The sequence below is a fragment of the Citrobacter sp. LJND-P06 genome (genome assembly GCF_058188415.1).
The window spans coordinates 569,237-595,321 of sequence record NZ_CP187317.1; the positions used below are offsets into that span (position 1 = coordinate 569,237).

Below are 26,085 nucleotides of genomic sequence, written 5' to 3' on the forward strand. Positions count from 1 at the left end.
CGGAGGCGATATGAGAAAGAGTATTGAGACCCAACGTGCACCGGGGGCCATCGGCCCCTACGTACAGGGCGTTGATTTAGGCAGTATGGTGCTGACGTCGGGCCAGATCCCGGTTTGCCCGCAAACGGGTGAGGTTGCTGAAAACGTTGCCGATCAGGCGCGCCAGAGCCTTGAGAACGTGAAGGCCATCGTGATTGCCGCCGGGTTAGACGTGGGCAGCATCGTGAAAACAACTGTCTTCATTACCGATATGAATGACTTTGCCACTATCAATCAGGTTTACCAGCAGTTCTTTGACGAACACCAGGCTATCTATCCCGCACGCAGTTGCGTTCAGGTTGCCCGTTTGCCGAAGGACGTGAAACTGGAGATTGAAGCCATCGCGGTGCGCAGCGCGTAAGTCGTCATCCCCTGCGGGGCGATCGTTAGGATCGCCCCGAACTCAATAATGAGTGTGAAACCTGGTCTTCACTGAACGGCAATCCGAGGGTGTGGATATGATTAGCGCATTCGAAATTTTTAAGATTGGCATTGGACCTTCCAGCTCGCATACCGTAGGGCCAATGAATGCTGGAAAATGTTTTATTGATCAACTGACCCGTTCTGGGGCACTGCTGCAGACGACGCGTATGGTGGTCGATCTGTATGGATCGTTATCGCTGACCGGAAAAGGTCATGCGACGGATGTCGCCATCATGATGGGACTGGCTGGAAATAGCCCACAGGATGTTGATATTGATGGTATTCCTGCGTTTATTCAGGAAGCTACCCGTACCGGACGCCTGTCGGTGGCACAAGGCGCTCACGTCGTCGATTTTCCCGTAGCCGACAGTATTCTCTTCCATGAAGAAACGCTCCCGCGCCATGAGAATGGGATGCGCATCACCGCGTGGAACGGGCAGGAAAAACTGCTAAGCAAAACCTATTACTCCGTTGGCGGCGGCTTTATCGTCGAAGAGGAGCGTTTTGGTCAGGCGCATGACGTTGAAACGTCTGTACCTTATGGCTTTCACTCCGCCAGCGAACTCCTGAAACTGTGTGAACGAAATGGTCTCTCCGTCTCTGGCTTGATGATGCAAAATGAGCTGGCGATGCGCAGTAAAGACGAAGTGGATGCGGGATTTGCGCGTATCTGGGAGGTGATGCATGCCGGGATAGAACGTGGCATGAACACCGAAGGCGTGCTGCCAGGACCGCTTAATGTACCGCGTCGCGCGGTCGCGCTGCGTCGGTTACTGGTTTCCAGCGACAGCCTGTCGAGCGATCCGATGAATGTTATCGACTGGATCAACATGTTTGCCTTAGCCGTGAGTGAAGAAAACGCGGCGGGAGGACGGGTCGTGACCGCGCCGACAAACGGTGCGTGTGGCATTATCCCTGCCGTACTGGCCTATTATGACAAGTTCCGCCGTCCGGTGAATGCAAACTCAATTGCCCGTTATTTACTGGCGGCTGGCGCTATTGGCGCGTTGTACAAGATGAATGCTTCCATCTCCGGGGCGGAAGTTGGCTGTCAGGGCGAGATAGGCGTCGCCTGTTCGATGGCCGCGGCAGGACTCACAGAATTGCTGGGCGGTAGTCCGGCGCAGGTCTGTATTGCGGCGGAAATCGCGATGGAACACAACCTGGGATTAACCTGTGATCCGGTAGCCGGACAGGTACAAATTCCGTGCATTGAACGTAACGCGATTAATGCTGTAAAAGCGGTGAATGCGGCGCGTATGGCGTTGCGCCGGACATCTGAACCACGGGTTTCTCTCGATAAAGTCATCGAGACGATGTATGAGACCGGTAAAGATATGAACGATAAATACCGTGAAACCTCACGTGGCGGTCTGGCAATTAAAGTCGTTTGTACCTGACATAACCCTTCTTCTCTTCCCCCTTTAGGCGCATCCTGGTGCGCCTTTTTTTATGTTGTGATCTCCGTCAAATTCATGTTGTGATCCCCTTCAAATAGAGAAAATGTACTCACTTATTGCTTTTTAAATAGAAAATATTTCTTAACTTTTAGAAATTGTAGGGGCTTTATTGTGAAGTTTTTCTCTGACCCTGGGCGTATGATTTCTTCATTACAAAAGCTCGCCTGCAGAAAACGTACCGCGTATCGCCTTGATGCGGCACGAAAAAAATAAAAAAATACCTCTACCTGGACATTAAGCGAGAACCCTATGGAAACGGCAACGAATAACAGCGTCATACTCGACGCATCGGCTCCAGCGCGCCGGGCTGGAATGAGTGAAAGTGAATGGCGTGAAGCGATTAAATTCGACAGCATGGATACTGGCTGGGTCATTATGAGTATCGGCATGGCGATTGGCGCGGGGATTGTTTTTCTCCCTGTCCAGGTGGGATTAATGGGGCTGTGGGTCTTTTTGCTCTCCTCCATTATTGGCTACCCGGCGATGTACCTGTTTCAGCGTTTGTTTATTAACACCCTGGCGGAATCCCCTGAGTGCAAAGACTACCCCAGCGTCATCAGCGGCTATCTGGGTAAAAACTGGGGGATCTTGTTAGGTGCGCTTTACTTTGTGATGTTGGTTATCTGGATGTTTGTGTATTCCACCGCCATAACCAATGACAGCGCGTCATATCTGCACACCTTCGGCGTCACTGAAGGTTTACTCTCTGACAGCCCGTTCTATGGCCTGGTACTGATTTGTGCGCTGGTGGCCATCTCATCACGCGGTGAAAAGCTGCTGTTTAAAATCTCTACCGGCATGGTGCTGACCAAGCTATTAGTGGTGGCGGCATTGGGTGTATCAATGATCGGGATGTGGCATCTGTATAACATTGGCGCACTGCCGCCGATGGCGCTGCTGGTGAAAAACGCCATCATCACGCTGCCGTTTACCCTGACGTCAATCCTGTTTATCCAAACCTTAAGCCCGATGGTTATCTCTTACCGTTCACGTTCAAAATCCATCGAGGTGGCGCGTCATAAAGCCCTGCGTGCCATGAATATTGCGTTTGGGATCTTGTTTGTCACGGTCTTTTTCTATGCTGTCTCTTTCACTCTGGCGATGGGCCACGATGAAGCGGTGAAAGCGTATGAGCAGAATATCTCCGCTCTCGCGATTGCTGCACAGTTTATCAGTGGCGATGGGGCCGGTTGGGTCAAAGTGGTCAGCGTCATTCTGAACATCTTTGCGGTGATGACTGCATTCTTCGGGGTTTACCTGGGCTTTCGTGAAGCCACGCAAGGGATTGTGATGAACCTGTTGCGCCGCAAAATGCCTGCCGAGAAAATCAACGAAACACTCGTTCAGCGCGGCATTATGCTGTTCGCCATCTTACTGGCCTGGAGCGCGATTGTATTGAATGCGCCCGTCCTTAGCTTTACCTCAATTTGTAGCCCAATCTTCGGCATGGTGGGATGTTTGATCCCAGCGTGGCTGGTCTACAAAGTTCCTGCATTGCACAAATACAAAGGCGCGTCGTTATATCTGATTATCTTCACTGGCCTGTTGCTGTGCGTTTCTCCGTTCCTGGCATTTTCTTGATATTGATGAAATTTTAAGGTCATTGTTATGTTTGAGACTACAGTAAATCCATTATGGCAGCGTTTTATCCTGGCGGTGCAGGAAGAAGTCAAACCGGCGCTGGGATGTACTGAACCCATTTCACTGGCCCTGGCGGCAGCGGTTGCGGTCTCTGAGCTTGAAGGCCAGGTCGAACGCATTGATGCGTGGGTCTCACCAAACCTGATGAAAAACGGCATGGGGGTTACCGTGCCAGGCACAGGGATGGTCGGGTTGCCCGTTGCGGCAGCTCTGGGGGCGTTGGGGGGAGATGCACATGCCGGTCTTGAAGTACTGAAAGACGCGTCTGCCAAGACGATTGCAGAGGCGAAAAACCTGCTGGCGGCCGGCAAGGTTTCGGTGATGTTGCAGGAGCCTTGCGAAGATATCCTGTTCTCACGCGCTAAAGTCTATAGCGCGTCAGGATGGGCATGCGTGACGATCGTCGGCGGTCATACCAACATCGTGCGTGTTGAAACAAACAAGGGCGTGGTGTTTACGCAGGATGAATGCCGTCAGCATGAAGAGCAGGGGTCGCCGCTGGACGTACTTGCTGAGACGTCGCTGGAGGAGATTTTAGCCTTTGTGAACGCGGTTCCGTTCGACTTGATCCGTTTTATTCTCGACGCTGCGAAGCTCAACGGCGCGCTGTCTCAGGAAGGCCTGCGTGGCGCCTGGGGTCTGCATATCGGGGCGACGATGGAGAAACAGTGTGCCCGGGGTCTGCTGGCAAACGATCTGTCCACCGCCATTCTGATCCGCACCAGTGCGGCGTCGGATGCGCGAATGGGGGGCGCAACGTTACCGGCAATGAGTAACTCTGGCTCGGGTAATCAGGGGATTACCGCGACGGTGCCGGTGATGGTGGTTGCTGAGCATTTCGGCGCTGATGAGGAGCGTCTCGCACGTGCGTTGATGCTGTCACACCTGAGTGCGATTTACATCCATTACCAGTTGCCGCGTTTGTCCGCCCTGTGTGCGGCGACCACGGCGGCGATGGGGGCAGCAGCAGGAATGGCGTGGCTGATTGACGGGCGCTACAACACCATTGCGATGGCGATTGGCAGTATGATCGGCGACGTCAGTGGGATGATTTGCGATGGTGCATCGAACAGTTGTGCAATGAAAGTGTCCACCAGCGCATCGTCGGCATGGAAAGCGGTGTTAATGGCACTGGATGATACGGCGGTGACCGGTAATGAGGGGATTGTGGCGCACAACGTCGAACAGTCTATCTCGAACCTGTGTGCGCTGGCGTCTCGCTCCATGCAGCAAACGGACAAGCAGATCATTGAGATCATGGCCAGTAAGGCACATTAATTGCCTGGCCGGATAAGACGCGCTGGCGTCATTATCCGGCAATTTACCGTCTGACTCCCCGATGGCGTTGTGCTTATCGGGTTGTCAGGCGGCGTCTTCTTCCGCCAGCCGGATTTCGGCATCCGCGACAATCGCTTCCAGCTCGGTCAACATCTCTTCATAACCAAACGGGGCAGGTTTGCTCACGGTGTCCTGCACGCTTTTTTTTGATACGGATTGGCGCTGTTTAGCCGACTTTTTGCTCATAGTCATACTCCCTTGTTTTTCCAGACTATATAGGCAAATCTATCAGCAATGCGCGCAATGGCGTATCGGCCACTAACGTTATGTTAGCTTCATCACGAATAAAGGCGCCATCACCGCAGGTTAGCGCTTCTTTTTCTTCATTATGCGTCACCGCATGGAACGTACCGTGGATCGATTGCAGATAGGCGCGTGGGCCATGCAATTGAAAACTCACGGATTCACCCTGATTGAGCATAATGTGATGCACCCACACCTGTTGACGCAGTTGCAGGCTTTCCTGCGCGCCGTCCGGGGACGCGATCAGTTGCTGCTTGCCCAGGGTTAGCGCGGTTTTTTGTACCAGCGCATTTTCCCGTTCAGGGCAGGCGTCCAGCCACAGCTGCATTCTGGTCAGCGGCTTCTCTTTGCTGAGATTGTGTTCGCTGTAGCTGATTCCCGGCTGGGTAGCGAGCAGTAATGCTTCTCCCGCTTTCGCCTGGACATGGTTGCCTTCGCTGTCGCGATACTCGGCTTCACCTTCCAGAATCAGATTTAAAATATCCACCTTCGGATAGGCGCGCGGCTGGAAAGAGGCGCCCGGCGCAAGGACTTCCTGGTTCAGGACGCGCAGCGAGGCGTATCCCAACAGGTTGGGGTCAAAGTAGTGTCCAAAAGAAAAGGTATAACGGGCCTGCAACCATCCATAATCTGCCTGGCCGCATTGTTTGGCTGTTCGTGTAGTAATCATAATTCTTGACCTCTCTTTACTTCCTTTTATGTTAAGGGGCTGGACGCTGCATTGTTAGCCAGATATTCTGCCCGGTATGTTCAAATTTCCTGAATGAGAACGCTATGGCCAAAGAAAGGGCGTTAACGCTGGAAGCGTTACGTGTAATGGATGCGATTGACAGGCGTGGCAGTTTTGCTGCGGCGGCGGATGAGCTGGGGCGCGTGCCTTCTGCGCTCAGCTACACCATGCAAAAACTGGAAGAAGAGCTGGATGTGGTGCTGTTTGACCGCTCGGGCCACCGGACAAAATTCACCAATGTCGGGCGTATGTTGCTGGAGCGCGGGCGGGTACTGCTGGAAGCGGCTGACAAGCTCACGACGGATGCGGAAGCGCTGGCGCGTGGCTGGGAAACGCATCTGACGTTGGTAACGGAAGCTCTGGTGCCGACGTCGGCGTTCTTCCCGCTGATCGACAGGCTGGCCGGTAAAGCGAATACCCAGCTTTCGGTTATTACCGAAGTGCTGGCGGGCGCATGGGAACGTCTGGAGCAGGGGCGTGCCGATATTGTCATCGCGCCGGATATGCATTTTCGTTCATCGTCAGAAATTAATTCCCGCAAGCTGTACACCCTGATGAACGTGTATGTGGCAGCACCTGACCACCCTATTCATCAGGAGCCTGAACCATTATCGGAAGTTACGCGCGTCAAATATCGTGGGATTGCGGTGGCGGATACCGCCCGTGAGCGTCCGGTGTTAACTGTTCAGCTTCTGGATAAACAGCCTCGTCTGACGGTGAGCACCATTGAGGATAAGCGTCAGGCGCTATTGGCCGGACTTGGCGTTGCAACGATGCCGTATCCGCTGGTGGAGCAGGATATTGCCGAAGGACGGCTACGCGTTGTCAGCCCGGAATCGACCAGCGAGATCGATATCATCATGGCGTGGCGACGTGACAGCATGGGAGAAGCGAAGTCCTGGTGTCTGCGAGAGATCCCCAAACTGTTTGCCGGAAAATAAACGTGAAACGCACCTCTGACGAGAGGTGCGAAGCTGACATCAGGCGTTAAGCTTCGGATCCGCGCCGAAACGGTTTTCGCCCGACACGCCGCTCTGGCAGGTAAAGATAAAAATGACCAGCCAGCCGATGATGGGGATGAGTAATATCAATAGCCACCATGCTGTGCGGTCTGTGTCATGCAGACGGCGAAACAGTACCGCTAATCCGGGTAAAAAAATCAGAAACCCATAAATAGTGGTCAGCGTGCCTTCTCCCGCAGTGCCCTCCCAGCCAAACATCTTGTCCAGTACCGCCAGTACCACTGTAAAGATGCCGTTGACCAGAACAAACATCCAGTACTCTTTGCGCCGCGCACGACCGCCAAAACCGATGTAGTTCTTTAATACTTTTAAATACCAGTCCATTTTTTCCTCAATCGTGGTCAATCACTTGTTTTTAAAGTAATCAAATCAAGAATAGTCGCGAATGGATTGGTGGTAAATATTTGCCACGTGAATAAATAAGGCACCCTGAAGGGTGCCCTGTAAACTAACGAAAACGGAGATCGCGTCCGTGAGGCTCATTAAGATCCTGCCACGGGCCGACAGAAATAATGCCGGTTGGGTTGATGGTTTTGTGACTGCGGAAATAGTGGTGGCGAATATGGTCGAAATTGACCGTTTCCGCGATGCCCGGAATCTGGTAAATATCGCGCAAAAAACCGTACAGATTCAGGTAATCGCTGATACGGTACTTGTCGCATTTGAAATGCGTCACGTACACCGGATCGAAGCGCACTAATGTCGTCCACAGTCGGATGTCTGCTTCCGTTAACCGATCGCCGGTCAGATAGCGATGCTGCCCCAGAATCTGTTCCAGGCGCGCCAGCGAATCAAAGACATGGGTCACGGCGTCATCATAAGCCTGCTGGCTGGTGGCAAAACCGGCTTTATAGACACCGTTGTTCACATTGTCATAAATCCAGTTGTTCAGTTCGTCTATTTCAGAGCGCAGTTCCGGAGGGTAGTAATCGCCCGCTTTCGCACCCAGCGCGTCAAACGCGGTGTTGAACATGCGGATGATTTCCGCCGATTCGTTACTGACGATGGTGTGATTCTTTTTATCCCACAACACCGGCACGGTGACGCGACCGCTGTATTGCGGGTCGGCGTGCAGGTAAAGTTGGTAGAGAAATTCATGCTGATAGAGCGTATCTCCCGTCGCCGCGGGAAAATCATCGTCGAACGTCCAGCCGTTTTCCAGCATCAGCGGATTGACGACAGACACTGAGATGAACGGTTCCAGGCCTTTGAGCTTGCGTAAAATTAGCGTGCGGTGCGCCCAGGGGCAGGCTAGAGAGACGTACAGATGATAGCGGTCTTTTTCCGCGGCAAAACCCCCGCTGCCAGACGGGCCCGGCGCGCCATCCGCAGTGAGCCAGTGACGGAACGCCGATACGGAACGTTGAAATTTCCCGCCGGTAGATTTGGTGTCATACCAGACATCATGCCAGACGCCGTCAATCAGTTGTCCCATTTTCTCTCTCCTGCGGATAGTAAAAACGAGGAGTCAGTCTCCTCGTTTTTTGATTCTTAATTATAGTGCGCTTACCACTTTTTATTCAGCACGCGGTCGATGCTGAATGCGCCCGGCCCCGTGATAGCCAGCAGCAGGAAGCCGCCAGAGATGGTCAGGTTTTTCATGAACATCAGCGAGTTTACGCCTTCGGCAAAGTTGCTGTGGAACAGGAATGCCGTTAACAGTGTAAAGCCCGCAGTGAACAGCGCCGTCGTACGGGTCAGGAAACCAAACAGGATTGCCAGACCGCCGCCAAACTCAAGCAGGATAACCAGCGGCAACATAAAGCCAGGGACGCCCATCGCTTCCATATATTGTTGGGTACCCGCATATCCGCTGATTTTTCCCCATCCTGCGGTAATAAACAGGATTGGCATCAGAATGCGCGCTACCAGTACACCAACATCTTCTAATTTTTTCATTTTACTCTCCAGGAAACCACTCAGGCTGCTGATTATGTTTTTTTATGCTATTACGCGGTAAGGCGCGTCGTTGCTGTCGATGGAGAGAATCATAAACGTGGCTAATGACAATTGTTAGCAAGGAAAACTGTCAGTATTTTTCAAAAAATTTGAGTGATGCGCAGAAGAAGGGGGGCAGCCTGATAAACGAAGCGTTATCAGGCTTGAGGTGTGACAAGGTTAATCGCGTAAATGCTGCTGCCGTAGCGTCGACTTAACCAGGCGCCAGGCGCTCCAGAGGCCGAATCCGCGTTTCGTCCAACGCACCAGCCTGCTGGGGTGACGAAGTGTCCAGATGGCCATCACGCTGCTGCCCACCAGCGCCCAGGAGCGTAGATTGAGTAGCGTGTTCCAGCCGCGATCGTATGCCCGGGTGGTTTCAAGCCAGTCCCGACGGCAGACAGACAGATCCAGCCTTTGTTGCTGGATCTGACTAAGCAGGATGGCCTTACGCTTTTGGCGTTCGACTTTGCTGCTCATTGGGCATCATCCTCAAGGATTTGTCTGTCGTTCGCCAGTTCGCGTCGTGTGTGGCGCAACAGGGTAGAGCGACGCGCCTTGCGTAACGTCCAGATTCCGCCGATCAATGCCATCACCAGCAGCACCGCTGTCGTGGCGATCATGACATTGAGTCGATACTGGGGATCAACGGCCCAGATGATCAGAATCATCAGGCTCATCAGACCGAAAGCGGCAAACAGCATGGTAAGACCCAGCATCAGCAAAAGCTGGATGAGGTTTGCTTTTTCTTCCTCCAGCTCAACAACCGCCAGTCGCAAACGGGTCTCCACCATCTCAACGAGAATAGTGACAATTCGCTGGCCAATCCCCAGAACGCTTTTACCCGGTCCTGGTGTTTGATGAGAATCCGCCATCATTAACGACGCGTCAGCAGTACGCCCAGCACGACACCTACCGCAGCGCCGATGCCGACGCCCGTCCACGGATTTTCACGCACATAGTCATCGGCGCGGGCCGCAGCTTCACGGGTCTGTTTCGCAATCGCGTCTCCGGTTTCTCCCAGACGATGGCGGCTTTCTTTCAGCGCGCGCTCGGCTTTGCTACGAATCTTACTCAGCTCTTCTTTTGACTTATCGCCAGAGGAGCTAAGCACCTCTTCAAGCGTATCGGCCAGGGATTTCAACTCAGCGCGCAGATGTTCCGTAGTGTTATCATTCGACATAGTTTTCTCCAGGTGAGTGAGTAGTGATTGTTACAGATAAATCAGTAGTCGCGAGCTTCCAGCTTTTTCAGGTCTTCCTGAGCTTCGGCAAGCTTATGTTCGCGTTTTGCAATCTTATCCGCATCGCCTTTTTGTTTCGCCTCTGCTAAGTCACGTTGTCGCTCAGAAATTTCATTTTTCTGTTCTTCGATTTTTTTCTGATGGTCAGCACGTAGCTGACTGTCGCTACAGTTTGCTCTGACTTCACTGAGTGCTTTATTCAAACCGTTGATGCGGTTCTGGTTGTTGTGCTTCTCGGCATAGCTGATTTCCCGCTGAATATCCTGCTCTTTTTCCTGACAGAGGGTGTTGGCGTAGCTGCCGGCACTGAGCGTGAAAAGGGTAATAGCTAAAGCAATGCGGTATTTCATTCGTGAACCTTCCATTGTGACTCGTACCCATTTTTCGGGCCCGATGATCCAAATAACAACGCGGCGGGTTATGTACCCGCTCACTTAATCATAGCCAGTAAACAGCGAAATCACCAAAGTGAGTGATATGATTCGGATTGTTTGAAATTATCCGAAGCGAAGCGGGGTATCTCGTAAACGGGAAATCCACTGCACCGCTGGGTTTTGGCCATCTTGTTGGGCAATGATGTAGCCACGGGGCAACGTTCTGACTAACACCGCCCGGGCGGCCACGCTTTGTGCGTGAGAGTCGAATGTGATCAGTAAGGTGTCGTTATGCGGGGTGATGCTTTTGAAACGAATGCCATTGGCGTCCAGATGATGCCAGATTGAAAAGCCATCCGGCATGCTGGCGCCCTGATCAATCGCACGGATAGCGAGCGTCGACTCTTGTTGCCGAATCGCCGACCACACCAGAATCAGTACGGTCAGCAGCACCAAAAATGAGGTTGTCCAGCCCAGTTGTCGAAGCGTCAGGCGTGGTTTCAGCATCACTTACCCTCGATTACCGTATTTCTTTTTCCACAGCACAATCAGCGAACCTCCCAGCCCAAACACAAGCAGGACTACGGGGAGTAACATCAGGCACGACATTAGCTGATCTTCGTACTTCAGGAAGACGGGCGTTTTGCCCAGCATGTAGCCCAGGGTGGTCAGAATAACCACCCACAATAAGCCGCTCATCCAGTTGAAGAACTGAAAACGCGCATTATTGAGGCCAGACAAACCAGCGATGGTGGGCAGTAATGTACGCACAAAGGCGATAAAGCGGCCGATCAATAATGCCGATAAGCCATGCTTGTGGAAAAGATGGTGAGCGCGTTGGTGATAGTGCGCCGGTAAATGAGACAGCCAGTTCTGTACGATTCGGGTATTGCCTAACCATCGACCCTGTATATAACTGACCCAGCAGCCTAAGCTGGCTGCGGTGGTGAGTAACAGAATTGTTTGTGGGAATCCCATGGCGCCTTTTGCAATGAGTACGCCGACCAAAACCAACAGGCTGTCGCCAGGCAAAAAGGCAGCAGGAAGCAACCCGTTTTCCAGGAACAAAATCATAAACAAGACTAGATAAAGCATGCCAATCATTGACGGGTTGGCCAGTGTTTCAAAGTCCTGAGCCCAGAGGGCATGCAGCAATTGGGTCAAAAGTTCCATTCAGTATTCCTGGAGAATCGGTTATCGTCATGCCGGTTTTCTGGAGTTTGCAACATTGCGACATTCTTCGTTTTTTCGTATGGGTCGCTGTAGGGTGCAAAGTCACGGCTTGCACAATTCATGGTTAAGTTATGAAGTAAGCAAGTACTAACACACATAATTTAAAAAACATCTAAGTGTAACAAAGGTCAACGTAGTCCGTTATAGAAATTGCCGTTGATACACGCTGATTTTGCTTATCGCAAAGGAGGGTGGCGAGAGGATTTACACAGGCTGACACTTTATACCTTCCGCTTACTGAATACTGCTGACAGGCGCATTGCCGCGCCTGCCGACGTCAGAGTGTTTATTTTGCGCTGTTGGCCGCAGTATCAAGATGAACGACGGGATTATCTGCAAAAAGATAACGGTCGGCGTTGAACTCAAAATCGTCACTGGTTTCATTGAAAAGCATCTGTTTTGTATTCTCAAGATGCTGCCACATCGCCAGTTTGGCCGCGTGGGGATCTTTGCGAATCAGCGCTTTCAGGATCTGATCATGGTCGTCGCACCAGTTATCCACAGTGCGGAGATCGATATGATCGTGAAGTTTCTTCCAGTAAGGGTTATGCACGCGCTGAGTCCACATTTTCTCAACGATGGCGGCCAGTGCGGTATTTTGTGTGGCCAGCGCAACCTGGACATGAAACTGGAGATCCCATTCGGAGTCGCGGAAACATTTCTCGTTACGCGCATTCTCCTGAATCTGCATCAATTTCATGATGTCTTGCTTGGTCACCTGGGTGGCAGCAAATTCGGCGATATTACTTTCAATGAGTTGTCGAGCCTGGAGCAGCTCAAACGGGCCATAGCTGGCGAATTCAAGGTTTTCGTCTGGCGCAACATAGTGTTTTGGCTGGTTCGAAATGACGTGAATACCGGAACCTTTGCGCACTTCTACATAGCCTTCAACCTCCAGCATGATGATAGCTTCGCGAACCACGGTGCGGCTGACATTTTTTTCATCGGCAATAAAACGCTCTGCAGGCAGTTTTTCGCCCACGAGATAAGCGCCTTGTTCGATACGCTCTTTAAGGTCAGCGGCTAATTGTTGATACAAACGTCGTGGTTCGGTGATTTCCATATGCGCTCCAAGCATGATACGGCAGACTATATTTGTTATACCACTTTTGCGAGTCTGGCTCCACTTGTACTGATGAAAAAGCCGCCTGTGAACAGGCGGCTTTAGCGGTAGTTGATGACAGATTGTGTTGGGTCAATTTTGCGGGGCGGGGTCGTTGAGTGATTCGCCTGAACCTGAATCGTCCGCCGATTTGTTTTGCAGCACGGTCCAGATGACCAGCGCGCCCAGTAGGTCGAACACCGCCAGCACCGCAAACAGCGGGCTAAAGCCAATGGTGTCGGCCAGTGCGCCAACCACCAGCGCAAACATCGTACTTGCCATCCAGGCGGACATCCCGGTCAGACCATTTGCCGTCGCCACTTCGTTACGACCAAAGACATCCGAAGAGAGCGTAATCAGTGCGCCGGAAAGCGCCTGGTGAGCAAAGCCGCCGACGCAAAGCAGCGCGATGGCGGCATAGGGGCTGGTAAACAGGCCGATCATGCCCGGGCCAATCATCAGAAATGCGCCCATGGTGACGACCATTTTACGGGAAACGATCAGATTCACGCCAAACCAGCGTTGGAACAGCGGTGGCAGGTAGCCCCCAACGATACAGCCCAGGTCGGCAAACAGCATCGGCATCCAGGCAAACATGGCGATCTCTTTCAGGTTAAAGCCGTAGACTTTAAACATGAACAGCGGGATCCATGCGTTGAAGGTACCCCAGGCCGGTTCAGCCAGGAAACGCGGCAGTGCAATCCCCCAGAACTGGCGGTTACGCAGGATCTGGCCAACGGACATTTTCTTCGCCGCACCCACCTGGTGCTGTGCTTCCTGACCACTAATGATGTAGTCACGCTCTTCGTCAGACAGTTTTTTCTGATCGCGAGGATGTTTGTAGAAAACCAGCCATGACATCGCCCAAATAAAACTCAGCGCGCCGGAAATAATGAACGCCATTTGCCAACTGTGCATGACGATCGCCCAGACCACCAGAGGTGGCGCTATCATCGCGCCAATCGAGGAGCCGACGTTGAAATATCCCACGGCAATGGAACGTTCTTTTGCCGGGAACCATTCAGAACTGGCTTTCAGACCTGCCGGGATCATGGCTGCTTCAGCGGCGCCGACGGCACCACGCGCCAGGGCCAGACCGCCCCAGCTTCCTGCCAGCGCTGTTGCTCCGCAGAAAATGGCCCACAATACCGCAAACATCGCGTAGCCCACTTTCGTGCCGAGTATATCCAGGACGTAGCCAGCGACAGGTTGCATAACGGTGTAAGCCGCAGAATAAGCTGCGATGATATAGGAGTACTGTTGGGTGGAGATGTGCAACTCTTCCATCAGCGTTGGCGCAGCGGCTGCAACCGTGTTACGTGTCAGGTAACCCAGCACGGTGCCTAAGGTCACCAGTGCAATCATGTACCAACGTAACCCTTTAATTTTACGCATGTAAAACCTCATCGTTTTGTTATTTCCGCAAGAAATGCGGCTATCTTCCTGCTCGGGGCGGAGGATGTTCTTTAACGAAAGGGGGGTAACCGTGAAATGAGATACTCCCCGAACCTTGCCATGTAAGTCATCGTGCTAATTCGGTTTCCGTACCGTTTAATCCGGGAGTGAACCCCCGGTATTTTTAGATTCAGTCGGCTTATGTATCGCGACGGCAAAAAAGATAACTTGTCATACAACTTCAAAAGGTGAGTGACATCACAAAAGTATGAATCTTCACAGGGGTATTATTTTGATTCCATGAAGCCAGTAGTGGCGCGGTCTGGAGCGCTATTTACTTCGTGAAGGGGAATTTAATTGTTTAGGTTTATTGATCTATCTCACGAAAAATTCTTCAGTGACTGGAAATTGGTGTGATAACTTTGCAGCATCTAAACATAAGCAATCTGACGCACTCGTTGAGAGGAAGACGATAAATGACTCCGTTTATGACTGAAGATTTCCTGCTGGATACCGAATTTGCCCGTCGGCTATACCATGATTACGCCAAAGACCAGCCCATCTTCGACTACCATTGCCATCTGCCGCCGCAGCAAATCGCCGAAAACTACCGCTTCAACAACCTGTATGACATCTGGCTGAAAGGCGATCACTACAAGTGGCGTGCTATGCGTACCAACGGCGTCGCTGAACGCCTGTGTACCGGCGATGCCTCCGATCGTGAGAAGTTTGATGCCTGGGCGGCGACCGTTCCGCACACTATCGGCAACCCGTTATACCACTGGACGCACCTCGAGCTGCGTCGTCCGTTTGGTATTACCGGCAAACTGCTTTCACCGTCTACCGCTGACGAAATCTGGAACCAGTGCAACGAACTGCTGGCGCAGGACAATTTCTCCGCGCGCGGCATCATGCAGCAGATGAACGTGAAAATGGTCGGCACCACCGATGACCCGATCGACACGCTGGAGCACCACGCAACGGTTGCCAAAGACAGCACCTTTGCCATCAAAGTGCTGCCGAGCTGGCGTCCGGATAAAGCCTTCAACATTGAGCAGGCGACCTTTAACGATTACATGGCGAAACTGGGCGAAGTCTCCGACACCGAGATTCGTCGTTTCACCGACCTGCAAACCGCACTGACCAAACGTCTGGATCACTTCGCCGCACATGGCTGTAAAGTTTCCGACCACGCGCTGGACGTCGTGATGTTCGCTGATGCGAGCGACGCCGAGCTGGACAGCATTCTGGCGCGTCGTCTGGCAGGCGAAACCCTGAGCGAGCACGAAGTGGCGCAGTTCAAAACGGCTGTACTGGTGTTCCTTGGCGCAGAATACGCGCGTCGCGAGTGGGTACAGCAGTACCACATTGGCGCGCTGCGTAATAACAACCTGCGCCAGTTCAAACTGCTGGGCGCAGACGTCGGCTTTGACTCCATCAACGACCGCCCGATGGCGGAAGAGCTCTCCAGACTGCTGAGCAAACAGAACGAGCAGAACCTGTTGCCGAAAACCATCCTCTACTGCCTGAACCCGCGCGATAACGAAGTGCTGGGCACGATGATCGGTAACTTCCAGGGCGAAGGGATGCCGGGCAAAATGCAGTTCGGTTCCGGCTGGTGGTTCAACGACCAGAAAGACGGCATGGAACGTCAGATGACCCAACTGGCGCAGCTTGGCCTGCTGAGCCGCTTTGTCGGTATGCTGACCGACAGCCGCAGCTTCTTGTCCTACACCCGCCATGAATATTTCCGTCGCATCCTGTGCCAGATGATTGGCCGCTGGGTCGCGGCTGGCGAAGCGCCGGCGGATATCCAGTTGTTGGGCGAGATGGTACGGAATATTTGCTTTAACAACGCGCGTGACTACTTCGCTATTGAACTGAACTAAGGTCTGGGGTTGATATGCAATACATCAGGATCCACTCGCTGGATAACGTTGCCGTTGCCCTGGCCGATTTGGCGCAGGGCGCAGAAGTCAGTATTGATAACCACATCGTAACGCTAGGTCAGGACATTGCTCGTGGACATAAATTTGCGTTAAGCCGGATCGCAAAAGGCGAAAACGTCATTAAATATGGTCTGCCGATCGGTCATGCGCTGGCGGACATTGCGGCGGGGGAGCATATTCACGCCCACAATACCCGTACCAATCTGAGCGATCTGGATACGTATCGCTATCAACCCGATTTTCAGGCCGAAGAAGTACAGCCTGCCGATCGCAATGTGCAGATCTATCGCCGCGCCAACGGCGAGGTGGGTGTGCGCAACGAATTGTGGATTTTGCCGACGGTCGGCTGCGTGAACGGTATTGCACGTCAGATCCAGACTCGCTTCCTGAAGGAGACCAACGACGCCGAGGGAACTGACGGCGTGCATCTCTTCAGCCACACCTACGGCTGTTCACAGTTGGGGGACGACCATATCAATACCCGCACCATGCTGCAAAACATGGTGCGCCACCCGAATGCCGGTGCGGTGCTGGTGATTGGCCTGGGATGTGAAAACAACCAGGTGGACGCCTTCCGCGAAACGCTGGGCGAGTTTGATGCCGACCGCGTTCACTTTATGATCTGTCAGCAGCAGGACGATGAAGTGGAAGCGGGCCTCGAGCATCTTCATCAGCTGTATAACGTGATGCGTCACGACAAGCGCGAACCGGGCAAACTGGGCGAACTGAAGTTTGGTCTGGAGTGCGGTGGTTCAGATGGCCTGTCTGGCATCACTGCCAACCCGATGCTGGGACGCTTCTCCGATTACGTGATTGCCAATGGCGGAACGACCGTATTGACGGAAGTGCCGGAAATGTTTGGCGCAGAGCAATTGCTGATGACGCATTGCCGTGACGAAGAGACGTTTGAAAAACTGGTCACCATGGTCAATGACTTCAAGCAGTACTTCATTGCGCATAACCAGCCGATCTACGAGAACCCGTCACCGGGCAACAAAGCGGGCGGTATCACTACGCTTGAGGATAAATCGCTGGGCTGCACCCAGAAAGCGGGGGCCAGTCAGGTGGTGGATGTGCTGCGCTACGGCGAGCGTCTGAAAACGCCGGGCCTGAATCTGCTGAGCGCGCCGGGTAATGATGCTGTCGCCACCAGTGCGCTGGCAGGGGCAGGTTGTCACATGGTGCTATTTAGTACCGGTCGCGGCACGCCCTACGGCGGCTTTGTACCGACGGTAAAAATCGCCACTAACAGCGAGCTGGCGGCGAAGAAAAAGCACTGGATCGATTTTGATGCCGGGCAACTGATCCACGGTAAAGCGATGCCGCAGCTACTCAATGAGTTTGTCGATACGATCGTTGATTTTGCTAATGGTAAGCAGACCTGCAATGAGCGTAACGACTTCCGGGAACTGGCGATCTTCAAAAGCGGCGTGACGTTATAAACCGATTGCTTTAAAATTGAAACGGCGTTTCATTCAATGGGGCGCCGTTTCTTTTTGCCTGTCTACAGGGACTCTTCATGACCGCGTATTGGTTGGCCCAGAGCGTTGGCGTCATCGCTTTTCTGATTGGTATTACCACCTTTTTCAACCGTGACGAGCGTCGTTTCAGACTGCAACTTGCCGTCTATAGCGCCACCATTGGCGTGCATTTCTTTTTGATGGGCGCCGCCCCTGCCGGAATGAGTGCCGAACTCAACACCATACGCACACTGGTGTCGATGTATACCCGGCGGCTTTGGGTGATGACCGTTTTCATTGTGCTCACGCTGGTTCTCGGCCTGGCGAAACTGCAACATGCGATGGAACTGTTGCCCATTATGGGCACGCTCGCCAGCACCTGGGCGCTGTTTCGCTGCAAAGGGTTAACCGTGCGCTGCGTGATGTGGTGTGCCACGGCCTGTTGGGTCATTCATAACTTCTGGTTGGGATCGATTGGCGGTACGCTTATTGAGGGCAGCTTTTTGGTGATAAATGGTCTCAATATCATCCGCTTCAGACGTATGCAAAAACGCGGTATTGATCCTTTCAGAATGGAGAATGCAGCGTCGCAGGAAAACCCCTCCGCACGTTGACGGAGGGGGGAAGAGATTAACCGCGCAGAGCGTTGTTAGCCAGACGTTCGTCTTCTGCCTGGCAGGCCGCTGCGGTGAACAGGACGTCAGTCGATGAGTTCAGCGCCGTTTCACAGGAGTCCTGCAGTACGCCGATGATGAAGCCGACGGCTACCACTTGCATAGCAATATCGTTAGGAATACCGAACATATTGCACGCCAGCGGGATCAGCAGCAGAGAGCCCCCCGCCACACCCGACGCACCACACGCGCACAGCGAGGCAACCACGCTCAGTAACAGCGCCGTCGGGAGATCCACCGGAACGCCTAACGTGTTAACTGCGGCCAGCGTCAGGACGGTAATGGTGATCGCCGCCCCGGCCATATTGATGGTCGCACCCAGCGGGATAGAAACGGAGTAGGTGTCCCTGTCCAGGTTCAGCTTTTCGCACAACGCCATGTTGACCGGGATATTGGCGGCAGAACTGCGGGTAAAGAATGCATAGATTCCGCTTTCGCGCAGACAGGCCATGACCAGCGGATACGGGTTACGGCGAATCTTCCAGAATACCAGCAGCGGGTTAATAACCAGCGCGACCAGCAGCATACAGCCAATCAGCACGACCAGCAGTTGAGCGTAGCCCCAAAGCGTCGCAAAACCGGTGGTGGCGAGCGTGGATGAAACCAGCCCAAAGATACCGATAGGGGCGAAACGGATAACCATTTTCACCATGAAGGTCACGGCATTTGCCATGTCATTCACGAGATTTTTTGTCGTCTCATTACCGTGGCGAAACGCAAAGCCCAAACCCACGGCCCAGACCAGAATACCAATGTAGTTCGCATTGAGCAGGGCATCGATCGGGTTAGTGACCATGCTCATCAGCAGGCCGCGTAACACTTCTACAATACCGGAGGGCGGTACGATATCGCCTGCGCCAGTGGATAAATGCAGCGTTGACGGAAAGGCAAAACTGAACACTACTGCCGCCAGGGCCGCAGAAAATGTACCCAGCAGGTACAGGAACAGAATCGGACGGATATTGGTTTTCTGACCCTGCTGGTGATTGGCGATAGAGGCCATGACCAGCGTTAGCACCAGAACAGGTGCAACGGCTTTCAGGGCGCCAACAAACAGCGTTCCCAGCAGACCGGATGCTTCCGCCGCAGGCTTAGACACCAGCGCCAGTAAAATGCCGAGCACTAAACCGATGAGGATTTGTTTTACGAGACTACCTTGCGACAGGCGCGCGAGCAGGCCTGAAGTTGATGACTTCATGAAGATTTCCTTAAGTGATATTGCGTTCATCCTGGAACGTACTCTTTGTTACGTTTATGCCCGGATGTAATAAGTGTTTGCCTGAATGAGTATAAGGAAAGATGCGGTGTGGGGAAGCGTAAAATACTGAAATTTACGCGTTACATCATATTTTTTAACTATTTATTTACGTATTGCCAGGGGGCGCTACGTTTACCGCTCAGCGGAACCTGTTTTTATTGGCCCGGCAGTGGCACTGCCGGGCCATGGTGATTACTGCGCTTGCTGTTTCTTGTCGTTTTGATGGTTTACCCATGCGTTAACGAGCAGCGTGACGGCCAGGATCCCAAACACCACACCTAACGAGATGGCGATAGGAATATGATAGAAGTCGACAATCAGCATCTTAATCCCAATGAACACCAGGATTACCGACAAACCATATTTGAGCATTGAGAAGCGCTCTGCGACTCCCGCCAGCAGGAAGTACATTGCACGCAGACCCAGAATCGCGAACAGGTTAGAGGTCAGTACAATGAACGGGTCGGTCGTCACGGCAAAGATAGCCGGAATACTGTCGACGGCGAAAATGACGTCGCTCAGTTCAACCAGAATCAGTACCAGCATCAGCGGCGTCACGAACAGCAGGCCGTTCTTACGCACAAAGAAATGCTCGTTTTCGATGGTGTCGGTCATGCGCAGATGTCCACGCAGCCAACGGACTACCGGCCTGTCGCCGATGCCGGACGCATCATCTTTCGCCAGCGCCATTTTTACACCGGTAAACAGCAGGAAGGCGCCGAACACATACAACAGCCACTCGAACTGTGTTATCAGCCAATTTCCGGCAAAGATCATGATAGTACGCAGCACGATCGCACCGAGTACGCCATAGACCAGCACCCGACGTTGCAGCGCGGGCGGGACAGAGAAGTAGCTGAACAGCATCAGCCAGACAAAGACGTTATCCACTGCCAGGGATTTTTCGATCAAATAACCGGTCAGAAACGCCAGCGCTTGCGGATCGGCGACCGCACGTCCTTGCGTTTGAACCAGATACCACCAGAACACGGCGTTAAACAATAATGAGAGCGTTACCCAGACCAGGGACCAGACTGTCGCCTGCTTCATTGACATCGTATGTGCGCCACGACGCCCCTGTAGCAGAAGATCAATAGCCAGCATAATCACCACAACGACAGCGAATCCACCCCATAACAACGGTGTGCCGACAGTATTCATAAAATTTCCTTACACATAAAAAAACGGCTGACGTCAGAAGACGGCAGCCGTTGCTTTTTATATGCATAGACCTCGCCTTCCGGCAAGGTCTCACTTACAACAACGCAGGAATACGACGACGCATTCCTGTGTTGTTGCCCGGTGACCGGATGTGGTTTTTCACACATCGTAATGACGATCCACCGGCAAGGAAGTTACTCCCCTTTGCGGGTAACAAAATATGACAGGCCATGCTTCCAGTCAATGGCCTGTTACATCTGTTTTACATTGATTTACGCAGTGGCGACCGGGTTTTGGTCATCTGCCGGGAATACCACGCCTGTCTGGCGACGAATTTCCGTTTGCAGTTTCGCGGTAATGCGGCTGACTTCCAGAGCGGGATGATTCACCTCATGCGTTTCAACCAAATGTGCAAAGACCTCTGCCTCATAGAGCATAGTATTAATATGCTGCGGCACCGAGAGATCCTGCGTCTTGCCGCCGCGTGGAATAAAGCAAACTTTCTGGCATTCGGCGATTTTTTCGATCACCAGCGATCCGGCTTCACCCTGAATTTCGCTGGCCAGTACAGAGTCGCTGACTTTGGAGTGCTGCAAGGTCACGCTGAAATCACCGTAATTCAACACCACGACGCCGTGGGCATCAACGCCGCTTTCCAGCAGGCTGGCAGACGCCTGCACGCCGCGAGGCTCACCCCAGAGTGCGATGGCGGACGCCAGGCAATAAAAGCCGATGTCCATGATCGAGCCATTTGAAAACGCCGGATTAAAGGTGTTGGGGTTTTCACCGTCCAGATAGCGCTGGTAACGCGAGGAGTACTGGCAGTAATTGATCAATGCTTTACGTACTTTCCCCACCTTCGGCAAGGCCTGTTGCAGCAGCAAGAAATTGGGCAGGCTGGCCGTTTTAAAGGCTTCAAAGAGCACGACCTGATTTTCGCGGGCACAGGCGATAGCCGCTTCAACCTCAGCCAGATTCGATGCCAGCGGCTTCTCGCAAATCACATGTTTTTGGTGACTGAGAAAGAGCCGGGTCTGGGAAAAATGCAGCGAGTTTGGGCTGGCGATATAGACCGCATCAATCGCCTCGCTTTGCGCCATGGCGTCCAGCGAGGTAAACAGATGTTCGACGGGATAGTCGTTAGCGAACGTTTGCGCCTGCTCGAGGCTGCGGGAATAGACTGCGGTTAACTTATATTTGCCGGTTTCATGAGCGGCATCGACAAACTGGCGGGTGATCCAGTTTGTGCCAATAACAGCGAAACGTATCATAAACGCCTTCAGGCTCCATAAAGGGATTCTCGCGCCAATGTATCACGCCTTTATGGCAAAGCCAGTGCGCGACTACGCAGTTTCCTTTAACGACAACTGCGTCAGCCACAGGCGGGTATCAAACTCAAGCTGGTGATACTGCGGCTCCATATGACAACACAACTGGTAGAACGCTTTGTCGTGTTCTTTCTCTTTGAGATGCGCCAGTTCATGGACGACGATCATCCGCAGGAACGGCTCCGGCGCATTGCGAAAAACGGTGGCGACACGGATCTCCGCCTTCGCTTTCAGCTTTCCACCCTGGACGCGTGAAACGGCGGTATGTAAGCCGAGGGCGTTCTTGAGGACGTGGATCTTATTGTCATACATCACTTTATTGATCGGCGGTGCATTACGCAGAAACTGGCTTTTCAGATCCTGGGTGTACTGCCAGAGCGCTTTATCGGTCGCGAAACTGTGTGTTCCTGGATACCGTTTTTCAAGAACGCTGCCCAGCCGCTCTTCGGCAATTAAGGTGCGTACCTGGGAAAGTAAGTTCTCCGGATAGCCCTGCAGATAACTAAGATTGCTCATCAACGCTCCATACTCTTCATCCTTCAAGCTGCCTGTGCGTTGGCTGCGTTCGTTCACCCCAGTTACTTACTTATGTAAACTCCTGGGGATTCTCTCCCTTGCCGACTTCATGCAACTTGAATGATTTTGTGTATAAAAAGGGTATACTCACGCACCCTTTTCAGGGATAACGCCGAAATTTTACCACTCAGGAGGGCCGATGAGCCACTTAGACAACGGTTTCCGTTCACTCAATCTTAAACGTTTCCCGGAAACGGACGACGTTAACCCGCTTCAGGCGTGGGAAGCGGCGGATGAATATCTGCTGCAACAGTTGGATGACACTGAAATTGTCGGCCCGGTTTTGATCCTGAATGATACCTTCGGAGCACTGGGTTGCGCACTGGCTGAACACTCGCCTTACAGCATCGGTGATTCCTATTTAAGCGAACTCGCCACGCGTGAAAACCTGCGCCATAACGATATTGCAGAATCCAGCGTCAAGTTCCTCGACAGCACTGCACAATACCCGCAGGCGCCGGGTGTGGTGCTGATTAAAATTCCTAAAACGCTGGCCCTGCTGGAACAGCAACTGCGCGCACTGCGTCAGGTAGTCACCCCAGAAACGCGGATTATCGCGGGCGCTAAAGCGCGTGACATTCACAACTCCACGCTTGAGCTGTTCGAAAAAGTGCTGGGGCCAACCACCACTACGCTGGCGTGGAAAAAGGCGCGTTTGATCAACCCAACGTTCACTAAACCTGAACTTGCCGATGCACCAGAGACGCTGAGCTGGAAGCTGGACGGAACCAACTGGACCATTCATAACCATGCCAACGTCTTCTCACGTACCGGGCTGGATATTGGCGCCCGCTTTTTCCTGGAACATCTGCCGGACAATCTGGAAGGCGAAATCGTCGATCTCGGTTGTGGCAACGGTATTGTGGGTCTGACGCTGCTGGAGAAAAACCCGGAAGCCAGCGTCATCTTTACCGATGAGTCGCCAATGGCGGTGGCGTCCAGTCGTCTGAACGTGGAAACCAACATGCCGGAAGCGTTGGATCGCTGCGAATTTATGATCAATAACGCACTCTCTGGTGTGGAGCCATTCCGCTTTAACGCTGTGCTGTGCAACCCGCCGTTCCATCAGAAGCACGCCCTGACGGATAACGTCGCGTGGGAAATGTTCCATCACGCGCGCCGCTGCCTGAAAATCAACGGCGAGTTGTATATTGTGGCGAACCGTCACCTCGACTACTTCCACAAACTGAAGAAGATCTTCGGCAACTGCGAAACCATCGCCACCAACAATAAATTTGTGGTGCTGAAGGCGGTGAAACTGGGCCGTCGTCGCTAAACTATTGTTTGCCGGGCGGCGCTTCGCTTGCTTCGGCCTACGAGGTTTTGTAGGCCCGGTAAGCGTAGTGTAGCGCCACCGGGCAATAGGTTAAATTTCCAGCGCCAGTTTTGTCCCCTGGGCAATGGCGCGTCGGGCATCCAGCTCCATTGCCACATCGCATCCGCCAATCAAATGCACCACCTTACCTGCCGCGTGCAACGGATCGGCCAGCTCGCGCCTTGGATCCTGCCCGGCGCAAATCACCACGTTGTCGACGGCCAGAAGTTGCGGCTCGCCGTTGATCAATACGTGTAATCCGTCATCGTCGATCTTCTGATAGCTGACCGCCGGGATCATTTTTACCCCGCGAGAGAGCAGGGTCGCGCGGTGGATCCAGCCCGTCGTTTTCCCCAGCCCCTGACCGGGTTTGCTGGCTTTGCGTTGCAGCATCACGATTTGTCGCGGGCTGCGTGATAAATGCGGGCCTTCCGGGCGCAGGCCGCCTGCCTGTTGCAGGCTGGTGTCGATACCCCATTCCACGCAAAACTCGGCAATGCTCTGACTGGTGGGATCGCCAGGCTGACTCAGGTACATGGCGGTATCAAAACCGATCCCACCGCAGCCGATAATCGCCACGCGCTTTCCGACCGGAGCTTTGTCGCGCAAGACGTCAAGATAGGTCAGCACTTTCGGATGTTCGATACCGGCGATCGGCGGCTTGCGCGGCTCGATCCCGCTGGCGAGGATCACTTCATCAAAGGACTGAAGGGCATCGGCGCTCACCAACTGATTTAGTTTCAGCGTGACGCCAGTGACGTCGATCATCCGGCGGTAATAGCGCAGCGTTTCATAAAATTCTTCTTTGCCGGGGATCTGTTTGGCGATGTTAAATTGCCCGCCGATCTCGGCGTTGGCATCAAACAGGGTGACATCATGACCGCGCGCGGCGGCGTTGATCGCAAAAGCAAGACCTGCGGGCCCGGCCCCGACTACCGCCAGTTTTTTCTTCACCACCGTCGGCAAGACCGGCATTTTCGTTTCGTGACAGGCGCGAGGGTTTACCAGACATGAAGTGACTTTGCCGACGAAGATCTGATCCAGGCACGCCTGGTTACAACCGATGCAGGTGTTGATCTCGTCGGCACGCCCGGACTGTGCCTTTGAAAGCAGTTCGGCGTCGGCGAGGAACGGACGCGCCATCGACACCATATCCGCGTCGCCACGGGACAGAATATCGTCGGCCACCTGCGGATCGTTGATGCGGTTGGTGGTGACCAGCGGGATCGTCACATGGCCTTTCAGCTTGCGGGTTACCCAGCTAAACGCGCCGCGCGGAACCGGCGTGGCGATGGTAGGAATACGGGCTTCATGCCAGCCGATGCCTGTGTTAATGATCGTTGCGCCAGCGGCTTCAATGGCCTGCGCCAGTTGTACTGTTTCCTCAAAAGTGCCGCCATTTTCCACCAAATCCAGCATCGACAGGCGATAGATAATGATGAAATCGTTGCCGACTCGCTGGCGTACTGCCCGCACGACTTCTACCGCAAAACGCATACGGTTGGCATAGTCGCCGCCCCATTGGTCCTGGCGTTGGTTGGTGCGTAGGGTGAGAAACTCGTTTATCAGATACCCTTCAGAGCCCATCACTTCCACGCCGTCGTATCCCGCTTCGCGCGCCAGTTGGGCGCAGTGCGCGAAGTCGTCAATCAGTTGCAGGATCTCATCATGGGTCAGCTCATGAGGCGTAAAGCGGTTTATCGGTGCCTGTAGCGCAGAGGGCGCCACCAGATGCGGTTGGTAGCTGTAGCGACCGGTGTGCAGGATCTGAAGGGCGATTTTACCGCCTTCATCATGAACCGCATCGGTGATTTCGCGATGGAATGGCAATTGCCTGGCGTCATTCAGCGTTGCGCCGCCTTCCATTCCCACGCCGGAGAGTGCAGGGGCGATACCACCGCTGACAATCAGCGCGACGCCATGTTTCGCGCGCTCGGCGTAGAAGGCCGCCAGACGTTGTGCGCCGTCGGGATACTCCTCGAGGCCGGTATGCATTGAACCCATTAGCACGCGATTTTTAAGCTGGGTAAAGCCCAGGTCAAGGGGGGCGAACAGCGACGGATAGCTCATAAGGGTGTCCAGTATGTAAAATTATTGTTATGTGGTCGGATGAGTTCTAATTTAGCTGTCGGCGCGCAAAAGGGAAAAGAGGAATGTAATGATTGTGATGGGATTCAAAAAAG

Annotated in this window: 27 protein-coding genes; 9 read left to right on the top strand and 18 right to left on the bottom strand. The window is 53.3% G+C overall.

Going from position 1 to position 26,085, the window contains the following annotated elements; translation table 11 throughout:
- Positions 1 to 10 precede the first annotated feature (10 nt).
- The 4 genes from ACO7SM_RS02745 to ACO7SM_RS02760 all read left to right on the top strand — a co-directional run bounded on the left by ACO7SM_RS02745 (position 11) and on the right by ACO7SM_RS02760 (position 4,841).
- The gene (locus ACO7SM_RS02745; RefSeq protein ID WP_490469583.1) at positions 11 to 400 is read left to right on the top strand and encodes an enamine/imine deaminase; all 390 of its coding nucleotides are present in this window, start codon (positions 11 to 13) and stop codon (positions 398 to 400) included.
- Positions 401 to 497: 97 nt separating this feature from the next.
- Positions 498 to 1,862 carry an L-serine ammonia-lyase gene (gene tdcG, locus ACO7SM_RS02750; RefSeq protein WP_490469584.1) on the top strand — a complete coding sequence of 455 codons (1,365 nt, stop codon included), beginning with the start codon at positions 498 to 500 and terminating at the stop codon, positions 1,860 to 1,862.
- A 309-nt stretch (positions 1,863 to 2,171) separates the two neighbouring features.
- A complete protein-coding gene (locus ACO7SM_RS02755) occupies positions 2,172 to 3,503 on the top strand; it encodes an SLC5/6 family protein (RefSeq protein WP_490469585.1) in 1,332 nt (443 codons plus the stop codon).
- Positions 3,504 to 3,530: 27 nt separating this feature from the next.
- Positions 3,531 to 4,841, top strand: a complete 1,311-nt coding sequence (locus tag ACO7SM_RS02760) for an L-cysteine desulfidase family protein (protein ID WP_490469586.1) — start codon at positions 3,531 to 3,533, stop codon at positions 4,839 to 4,841.
- Positions 4,842 to 4,925: 84 nt separating this feature from the next.
- Here the strand turns inward: ACO7SM_RS02760 and ACO7SM_RS02765 are convergent, their stop codons facing one another.
- Together ACO7SM_RS02765 and ACO7SM_RS02770 are read right to left on the bottom strand one after the other, a co-directional pair.
- The gene (locus tag ACO7SM_RS02765) at positions 4,926 to 5,087 is read right to left on the bottom strand and encodes a hypothetical protein (RefSeq protein ID WP_490469587.1); all 162 of its coding nucleotides are present in this window, start codon (positions 5,085 to 5,087) and stop codon (positions 4,926 to 4,928) included.
- A gap of 25 nt (positions 5,088 to 5,112) precedes the next feature.
- Positions 5,113 to 5,814 (bottom strand): pirin family protein, encoded by a 702-nt coding sequence (locus tag ACO7SM_RS02770; protein ID WP_490469588.1) that lies wholly within the window; start codon positions 5,812 to 5,814, stop codon positions 5,113 to 5,115.
- Positions 5,815 to 5,918: 104 nt separating this feature from the next.
- On the opposite strand from ACO7SM_RS02770, the gene yhaJ reads away from it, so the two are divergent.
- Positions 5,919 to 6,815 (top strand): DNA-binding transcriptional regulator YhaJ, encoded by an 897-nt coding sequence (gene yhaJ / locus ACO7SM_RS02775; protein WP_192613565.1) that lies wholly within the window; start codon positions 5,919 to 5,921, stop codon positions 6,813 to 6,815.
- A gap of 39 nt (positions 6,816 to 6,854) precedes the next feature.
- Here the strand turns inward: yhaJ and ACO7SM_RS02780 are convergent, their stop codons facing one another.
- From ACO7SM_RS02780 to ACO7SM_RS02830, 11 genes are all read right to left on the bottom strand, one after another.
- Positions 6,855 to 7,220 (bottom strand): DUF805 domain-containing protein, encoded by a 366-nt coding sequence (locus ACO7SM_RS02780; RefSeq protein ID WP_490469589.1) that lies wholly within the window; start codon positions 7,218 to 7,220, stop codon positions 6,855 to 6,857.
- Positions 7,221 to 7,344: 124 nt separating this feature from the next.
- On the bottom strand, positions 7,345 to 8,331 hold the full coding sequence (locus ACO7SM_RS02785; RefSeq protein ID WP_490469590.1) for a glutathione S-transferase family protein: 987 nt from the start codon (positions 8,329 to 8,331) through the stop codon (positions 7,345 to 7,347).
- A 71-nt stretch (positions 8,332 to 8,402) separates the two neighbouring features.
- Entirely contained in the window at positions 8,403 to 8,795 is a 393-nt protein-coding gene (locus ACO7SM_RS02790) for a DoxX family protein (protein ID WP_193568566.1), read from the bottom strand.
- A 219-nt stretch (positions 8,796 to 9,014) separates the two neighbouring features.
- Entirely contained in the window at positions 9,015 to 9,314 is a 300-nt protein-coding gene (locus ACO7SM_RS02795) for a YqjK-like family protein (RefSeq protein ID WP_490469591.1), read from the bottom strand.
- The gene (locus ACO7SM_RS02800) at positions 9,311 to 9,709 is read right to left on the bottom strand and encodes a phage holin family protein (protein ID WP_490470856.1); all 399 of its coding nucleotides are present in this window, start codon (positions 9,707 to 9,709) and stop codon (positions 9,311 to 9,313) included. The genes ACO7SM_RS02795 and ACO7SM_RS02800 overlap by 4 nt, the downstream gene beginning before the upstream one ends.
- A 2-nt stretch (positions 9,710 to 9,711) precedes the next feature.
- A complete protein-coding gene (locus ACO7SM_RS02805; RefSeq protein WP_162379426.1) occupies positions 9,712 to 10,017 on the bottom strand; it encodes an ElaB/YgaM/YqjD family protein in 306 nt (101 codons plus the stop codon).
- Positions 10,018 to 10,058: 41 nt separating this feature from the next.
- A complete protein-coding gene (locus tag ACO7SM_RS02810) occupies positions 10,059 to 10,427 on the bottom strand; it encodes a DUF1090 domain-containing protein (RefSeq protein WP_490469592.1) in 369 nt (122 codons plus the stop codon).
- A gap of 147 nt (positions 10,428 to 10,574) precedes the next feature.
- Positions 10,575 to 10,958 (bottom strand): EnvZ/OmpR regulon moderator MzrA, encoded by a 384-nt coding sequence (gene mzrA / locus ACO7SM_RS02815; protein ID WP_490469593.1) that lies wholly within the window; start codon positions 10,956 to 10,958, stop codon positions 10,575 to 10,577.
- Positions 10,959 to 10,961: 3 nt separating this feature from the next.
- Complete coding sequence (gene yqjA, locus ACO7SM_RS02820) at positions 10,962 to 11,624, bottom strand: DedA family general envelope maintenance protein YqjA (RefSeq protein ID WP_192613558.1); 663 nt, start codon at positions 11,622 to 11,624, stop codon at positions 10,962 to 10,964.
- A 346-nt stretch (positions 11,625 to 11,970) separates the two neighbouring features.
- On the bottom strand, positions 11,971 to 12,747 hold the full coding sequence (gene exuR, locus ACO7SM_RS02825; protein ID WP_490469594.1) for a transcriptional regulator ExuR: 777 nt from the start codon (positions 12,745 to 12,747) through the stop codon (positions 11,971 to 11,973).
- 132 nt (positions 12,748 to 12,879) lie between these two features.
- Positions 12,880 to 14,181, bottom strand: a complete 1,302-nt coding sequence (locus ACO7SM_RS02830) for an MFS transporter (RefSeq protein WP_490469595.1) — start codon at positions 14,179 to 14,181, stop codon at positions 12,880 to 12,882.
- 476 nt (positions 14,182 to 14,657) lie between these two features.
- Here ACO7SM_RS02830 and uxaC point away from each other — a divergent pair, with 476 nt between their 5' ends.
- From uxaC to ACO7SM_RS02845, 3 genes are all read left to right on the top strand, one after another.
- Positions 14,658 to 16,070 (top strand): glucuronate isomerase, encoded by a 1,413-nt coding sequence (uxaC, locus tag ACO7SM_RS02835; RefSeq protein ID WP_490469596.1) that lies wholly within the window; start codon positions 14,658 to 14,660, stop codon positions 16,068 to 16,070.
- Positions 16,071 to 16,084: 14 nt separating this feature from the next.
- Positions 16,085 to 17,572, top strand: a complete 1,488-nt coding sequence (locus tag ACO7SM_RS02840) for a UxaA family hydrolase (RefSeq protein ID WP_490469597.1) — start codon at positions 16,085 to 16,087, stop codon at positions 17,570 to 17,572.
- A 77-nt stretch (positions 17,573 to 17,649) separates the two neighbouring features.
- A complete protein-coding gene (locus ACO7SM_RS02845) occupies positions 17,650 to 18,204 on the top strand; it encodes a YgjV family protein (protein WP_490469598.1) in 555 nt (184 codons plus the stop codon).
- A gap of 16 nt (positions 18,205 to 18,220) precedes the next feature.
- Here the strand turns inward: ACO7SM_RS02845 and sstT are convergent, their stop codons facing one another.
- From sstT to ACO7SM_RS02865, 4 genes are all read right to left on the bottom strand, one after another.
- The gene (sstT, locus tag ACO7SM_RS02850; protein ID WP_490469599.1) at positions 18,221 to 19,462 is read right to left on the bottom strand and encodes a serine/threonine transporter SstT; all 1,242 of its coding nucleotides are present in this window, start codon (positions 19,460 to 19,462) and stop codon (positions 18,221 to 18,223) included.
- A 252-nt stretch (positions 19,463 to 19,714) separates the two neighbouring features.
- Positions 19,715 to 20,683 carry a TerC family protein gene (locus tag ACO7SM_RS02855; RefSeq protein WP_490469600.1) on the bottom strand — a complete coding sequence of 323 codons (969 nt, stop codon included), beginning with the start codon at positions 20,681 to 20,683 and terminating at the stop codon, positions 19,715 to 19,717.
- A gap of 272 nt (positions 20,684 to 20,955) precedes the next feature.
- Complete coding sequence (locus ACO7SM_RS02860) at positions 20,956 to 21,954, bottom strand: Gfo/Idh/MocA family protein (RefSeq protein ID WP_490469601.1); 999 nt, start codon at positions 21,952 to 21,954, stop codon at positions 20,956 to 20,958.
- Between the two features lie 72 nt (positions 21,955 to 22,026).
- On the bottom strand, positions 22,027 to 22,527 hold the full coding sequence (locus ACO7SM_RS02865; RefSeq protein ID WP_490469602.1) for a M48 metallopeptidase family protein: 501 nt from the start codon (positions 22,525 to 22,527) through the stop codon (positions 22,027 to 22,029).
- A gap of 199 nt (positions 22,528 to 22,726) precedes the next feature.
- On the opposite strand from ACO7SM_RS02865, the gene rlmG reads away from it, so the two are divergent.
- A complete protein-coding gene (rlmG, locus tag ACO7SM_RS02870; protein WP_490469603.1) occupies positions 22,727 to 23,863 on the top strand; it encodes a 23S rRNA (guanine(1835)-N(2))-methyltransferase RlmG in 1,137 nt (378 codons plus the stop codon).
- A 90-nt stretch (positions 23,864 to 23,953) separates the two neighbouring features.
- Here rlmG and ACO7SM_RS02875 read toward each other — a convergent pair whose 3' ends face one another.
- Positions 23,954 to 25,972, bottom strand: a complete 2,019-nt coding sequence (locus ACO7SM_RS02875; RefSeq protein WP_490469604.1) for an oxidoreductase — start codon at positions 25,970 to 25,972, stop codon at positions 23,954 to 23,956.
- Positions 25,973 to 26,085: the final 113 nt, after the last annotated feature.

Coding starts and splice junctions, on each gene's coding strand:
- exuR (WP_490469594.1), bottom strand. CDS start 12,747: ATGGAAATCACCGAACCACGACGTTTGTATCAACAATTAGCCGCTGAC.
- mzrA (WP_490469593.1), bottom strand. CDS start 10,958: ATGCTGAAACCACGCCTGACGCTTCGACAACTGGGCTGGACAACCTCA.
- ACO7SM_RS02805 (WP_162379426.1), bottom strand. CDS start 10,017: ATGTCGAATGATAACACTACGGAACATCTGCGCGCTGAGTTGAAATCC.
- ACO7SM_RS02800 (WP_490470856.1), bottom strand. CDS start 9,709: ATGGCGGATTCTCATCAAACACCAGGACCGGGTAAAAGCGTTCTGGGG.
- ACO7SM_RS02855 (WP_490469600.1), bottom strand. CDS start 20,683: ATGAATACTGTCGGCACACCGTTGTTATGGGGTGGATTCGCTGTCGTT.
- ACO7SM_RS02765 (WP_490469587.1), bottom strand. CDS start 5,087: ATGAGCAAAAAGTCGGCTAAACAGCGCCAATCCGTATCAAAAAAAAGC.
- sstT (WP_490469599.1), bottom strand. CDS start 19,462: ATGAAGTCATCAACTTCAGGCCTGCTCGCGCGCCTGTCGCAAGGTAGT.
- yhaJ (WP_192613565.1), top strand. CDS start 5,919: ATGGCCAAAGAAAGGGCGTTAACGCTGGAAGCGTTACGTGTAATGGAT.
- ACO7SM_RS02865 (WP_490469602.1), bottom strand. CDS start 22,527: ATGAGCAATCTTAGTTATCTGCAGGGCTATCCGGAGAACTTACTTTCC.
- ACO7SM_RS02860 (WP_490469601.1), bottom strand. CDS start 21,954: ATGATACGTTTCGCTGTTATTGGCACAAACTGGATCACCCGCCAGTTT.
- ACO7SM_RS02760 (WP_490469586.1), top strand. CDS start 3,531: ATGTTTGAGACTACAGTAAATCCATTATGGCAGCGTTTTATCCTGGCG.
- ACO7SM_RS02785 (WP_490469590.1), bottom strand. CDS start 8,331: ATGGGACAACTGATTGACGGCGTCTGGCATGATGTCTGGTATGACACC.
- ACO7SM_RS02845 (WP_490469598.1), top strand. CDS start 17,650: ATGACCGCGTATTGGTTGGCCCAGAGCGTTGGCGTCATCGCTTTTCTG.
- ACO7SM_RS02810 (WP_490469592.1), bottom strand. CDS start 10,427: ATGAAATACCGCATTGCTTTAGCTATTACCCTTTTCACGCTCAGTGCC.
- ACO7SM_RS02875 (WP_490469604.1), bottom strand. CDS start 25,972: ATGAGCTATCCGTCGCTGTTCGCCCCCCTTGACCTGGGCTTTACCCAG.
- ACO7SM_RS02755 (WP_490469585.1), top strand. CDS start 2,172: ATGGAAACGGCAACGAATAACAGCGTCATACTCGACGCATCGGCTCCA.
- ACO7SM_RS02840 (WP_490469597.1), top strand. CDS start 16,085: ATGCAATACATCAGGATCCACTCGCTGGATAACGTTGCCGTTGCCCTG.
- ACO7SM_RS02745 (WP_490469583.1), top strand. CDS start 11: ATGAGAAAGAGTATTGAGACCCAACGTGCACCGGGGGCCATCGGCCCC.
- ACO7SM_RS02780 (WP_490469589.1), bottom strand. CDS start 7,220: ATGGACTGGTATTTAAAAGTATTAAAGAACTACATCGGTTTTGGCGGT.
- ACO7SM_RS02830 (WP_490469595.1), bottom strand. CDS start 14,181: ATGCGTAAAATTAAAGGGTTACGTTGGTACATGATTGCACTGGTGACC.
- yqjA (WP_192613558.1), bottom strand. CDS start 11,624: ATGGAACTTTTGACCCAATTGCTGCATGCCCTCTGGGCTCAGGACTTT.
- tdcG (WP_490469584.1), top strand. CDS start 498: ATGATTAGCGCATTCGAAATTTTTAAGATTGGCATTGGACCTTCCAGC.
- rlmG (WP_490469603.1), top strand. CDS start 22,727: ATGAGCCACTTAGACAACGGTTTCCGTTCACTCAATCTTAAACGTTTC.
- ACO7SM_RS02795 (WP_490469591.1), bottom strand. CDS start 9,314: ATGAGCAGCAAAGTCGAACGCCAAAAGCGTAAGGCCATCCTGCTTAGT.
- uxaC (WP_490469596.1), top strand. CDS start 14,658: ATGACTCCGTTTATGACTGAAGATTTCCTGCTGGATACCGAATTTGCC.
- ACO7SM_RS02790 (WP_193568566.1), bottom strand. CDS start 8,795: ATGAAAAAATTAGAAGATGTTGGTGTACTGGTAGCGCGCATTCTGATG.
- ACO7SM_RS02770 (WP_490469588.1), bottom strand. CDS start 5,814: ATGATTACTACACGAACAGCCAAACAATGCGGCCAGGCAGATTATGGA.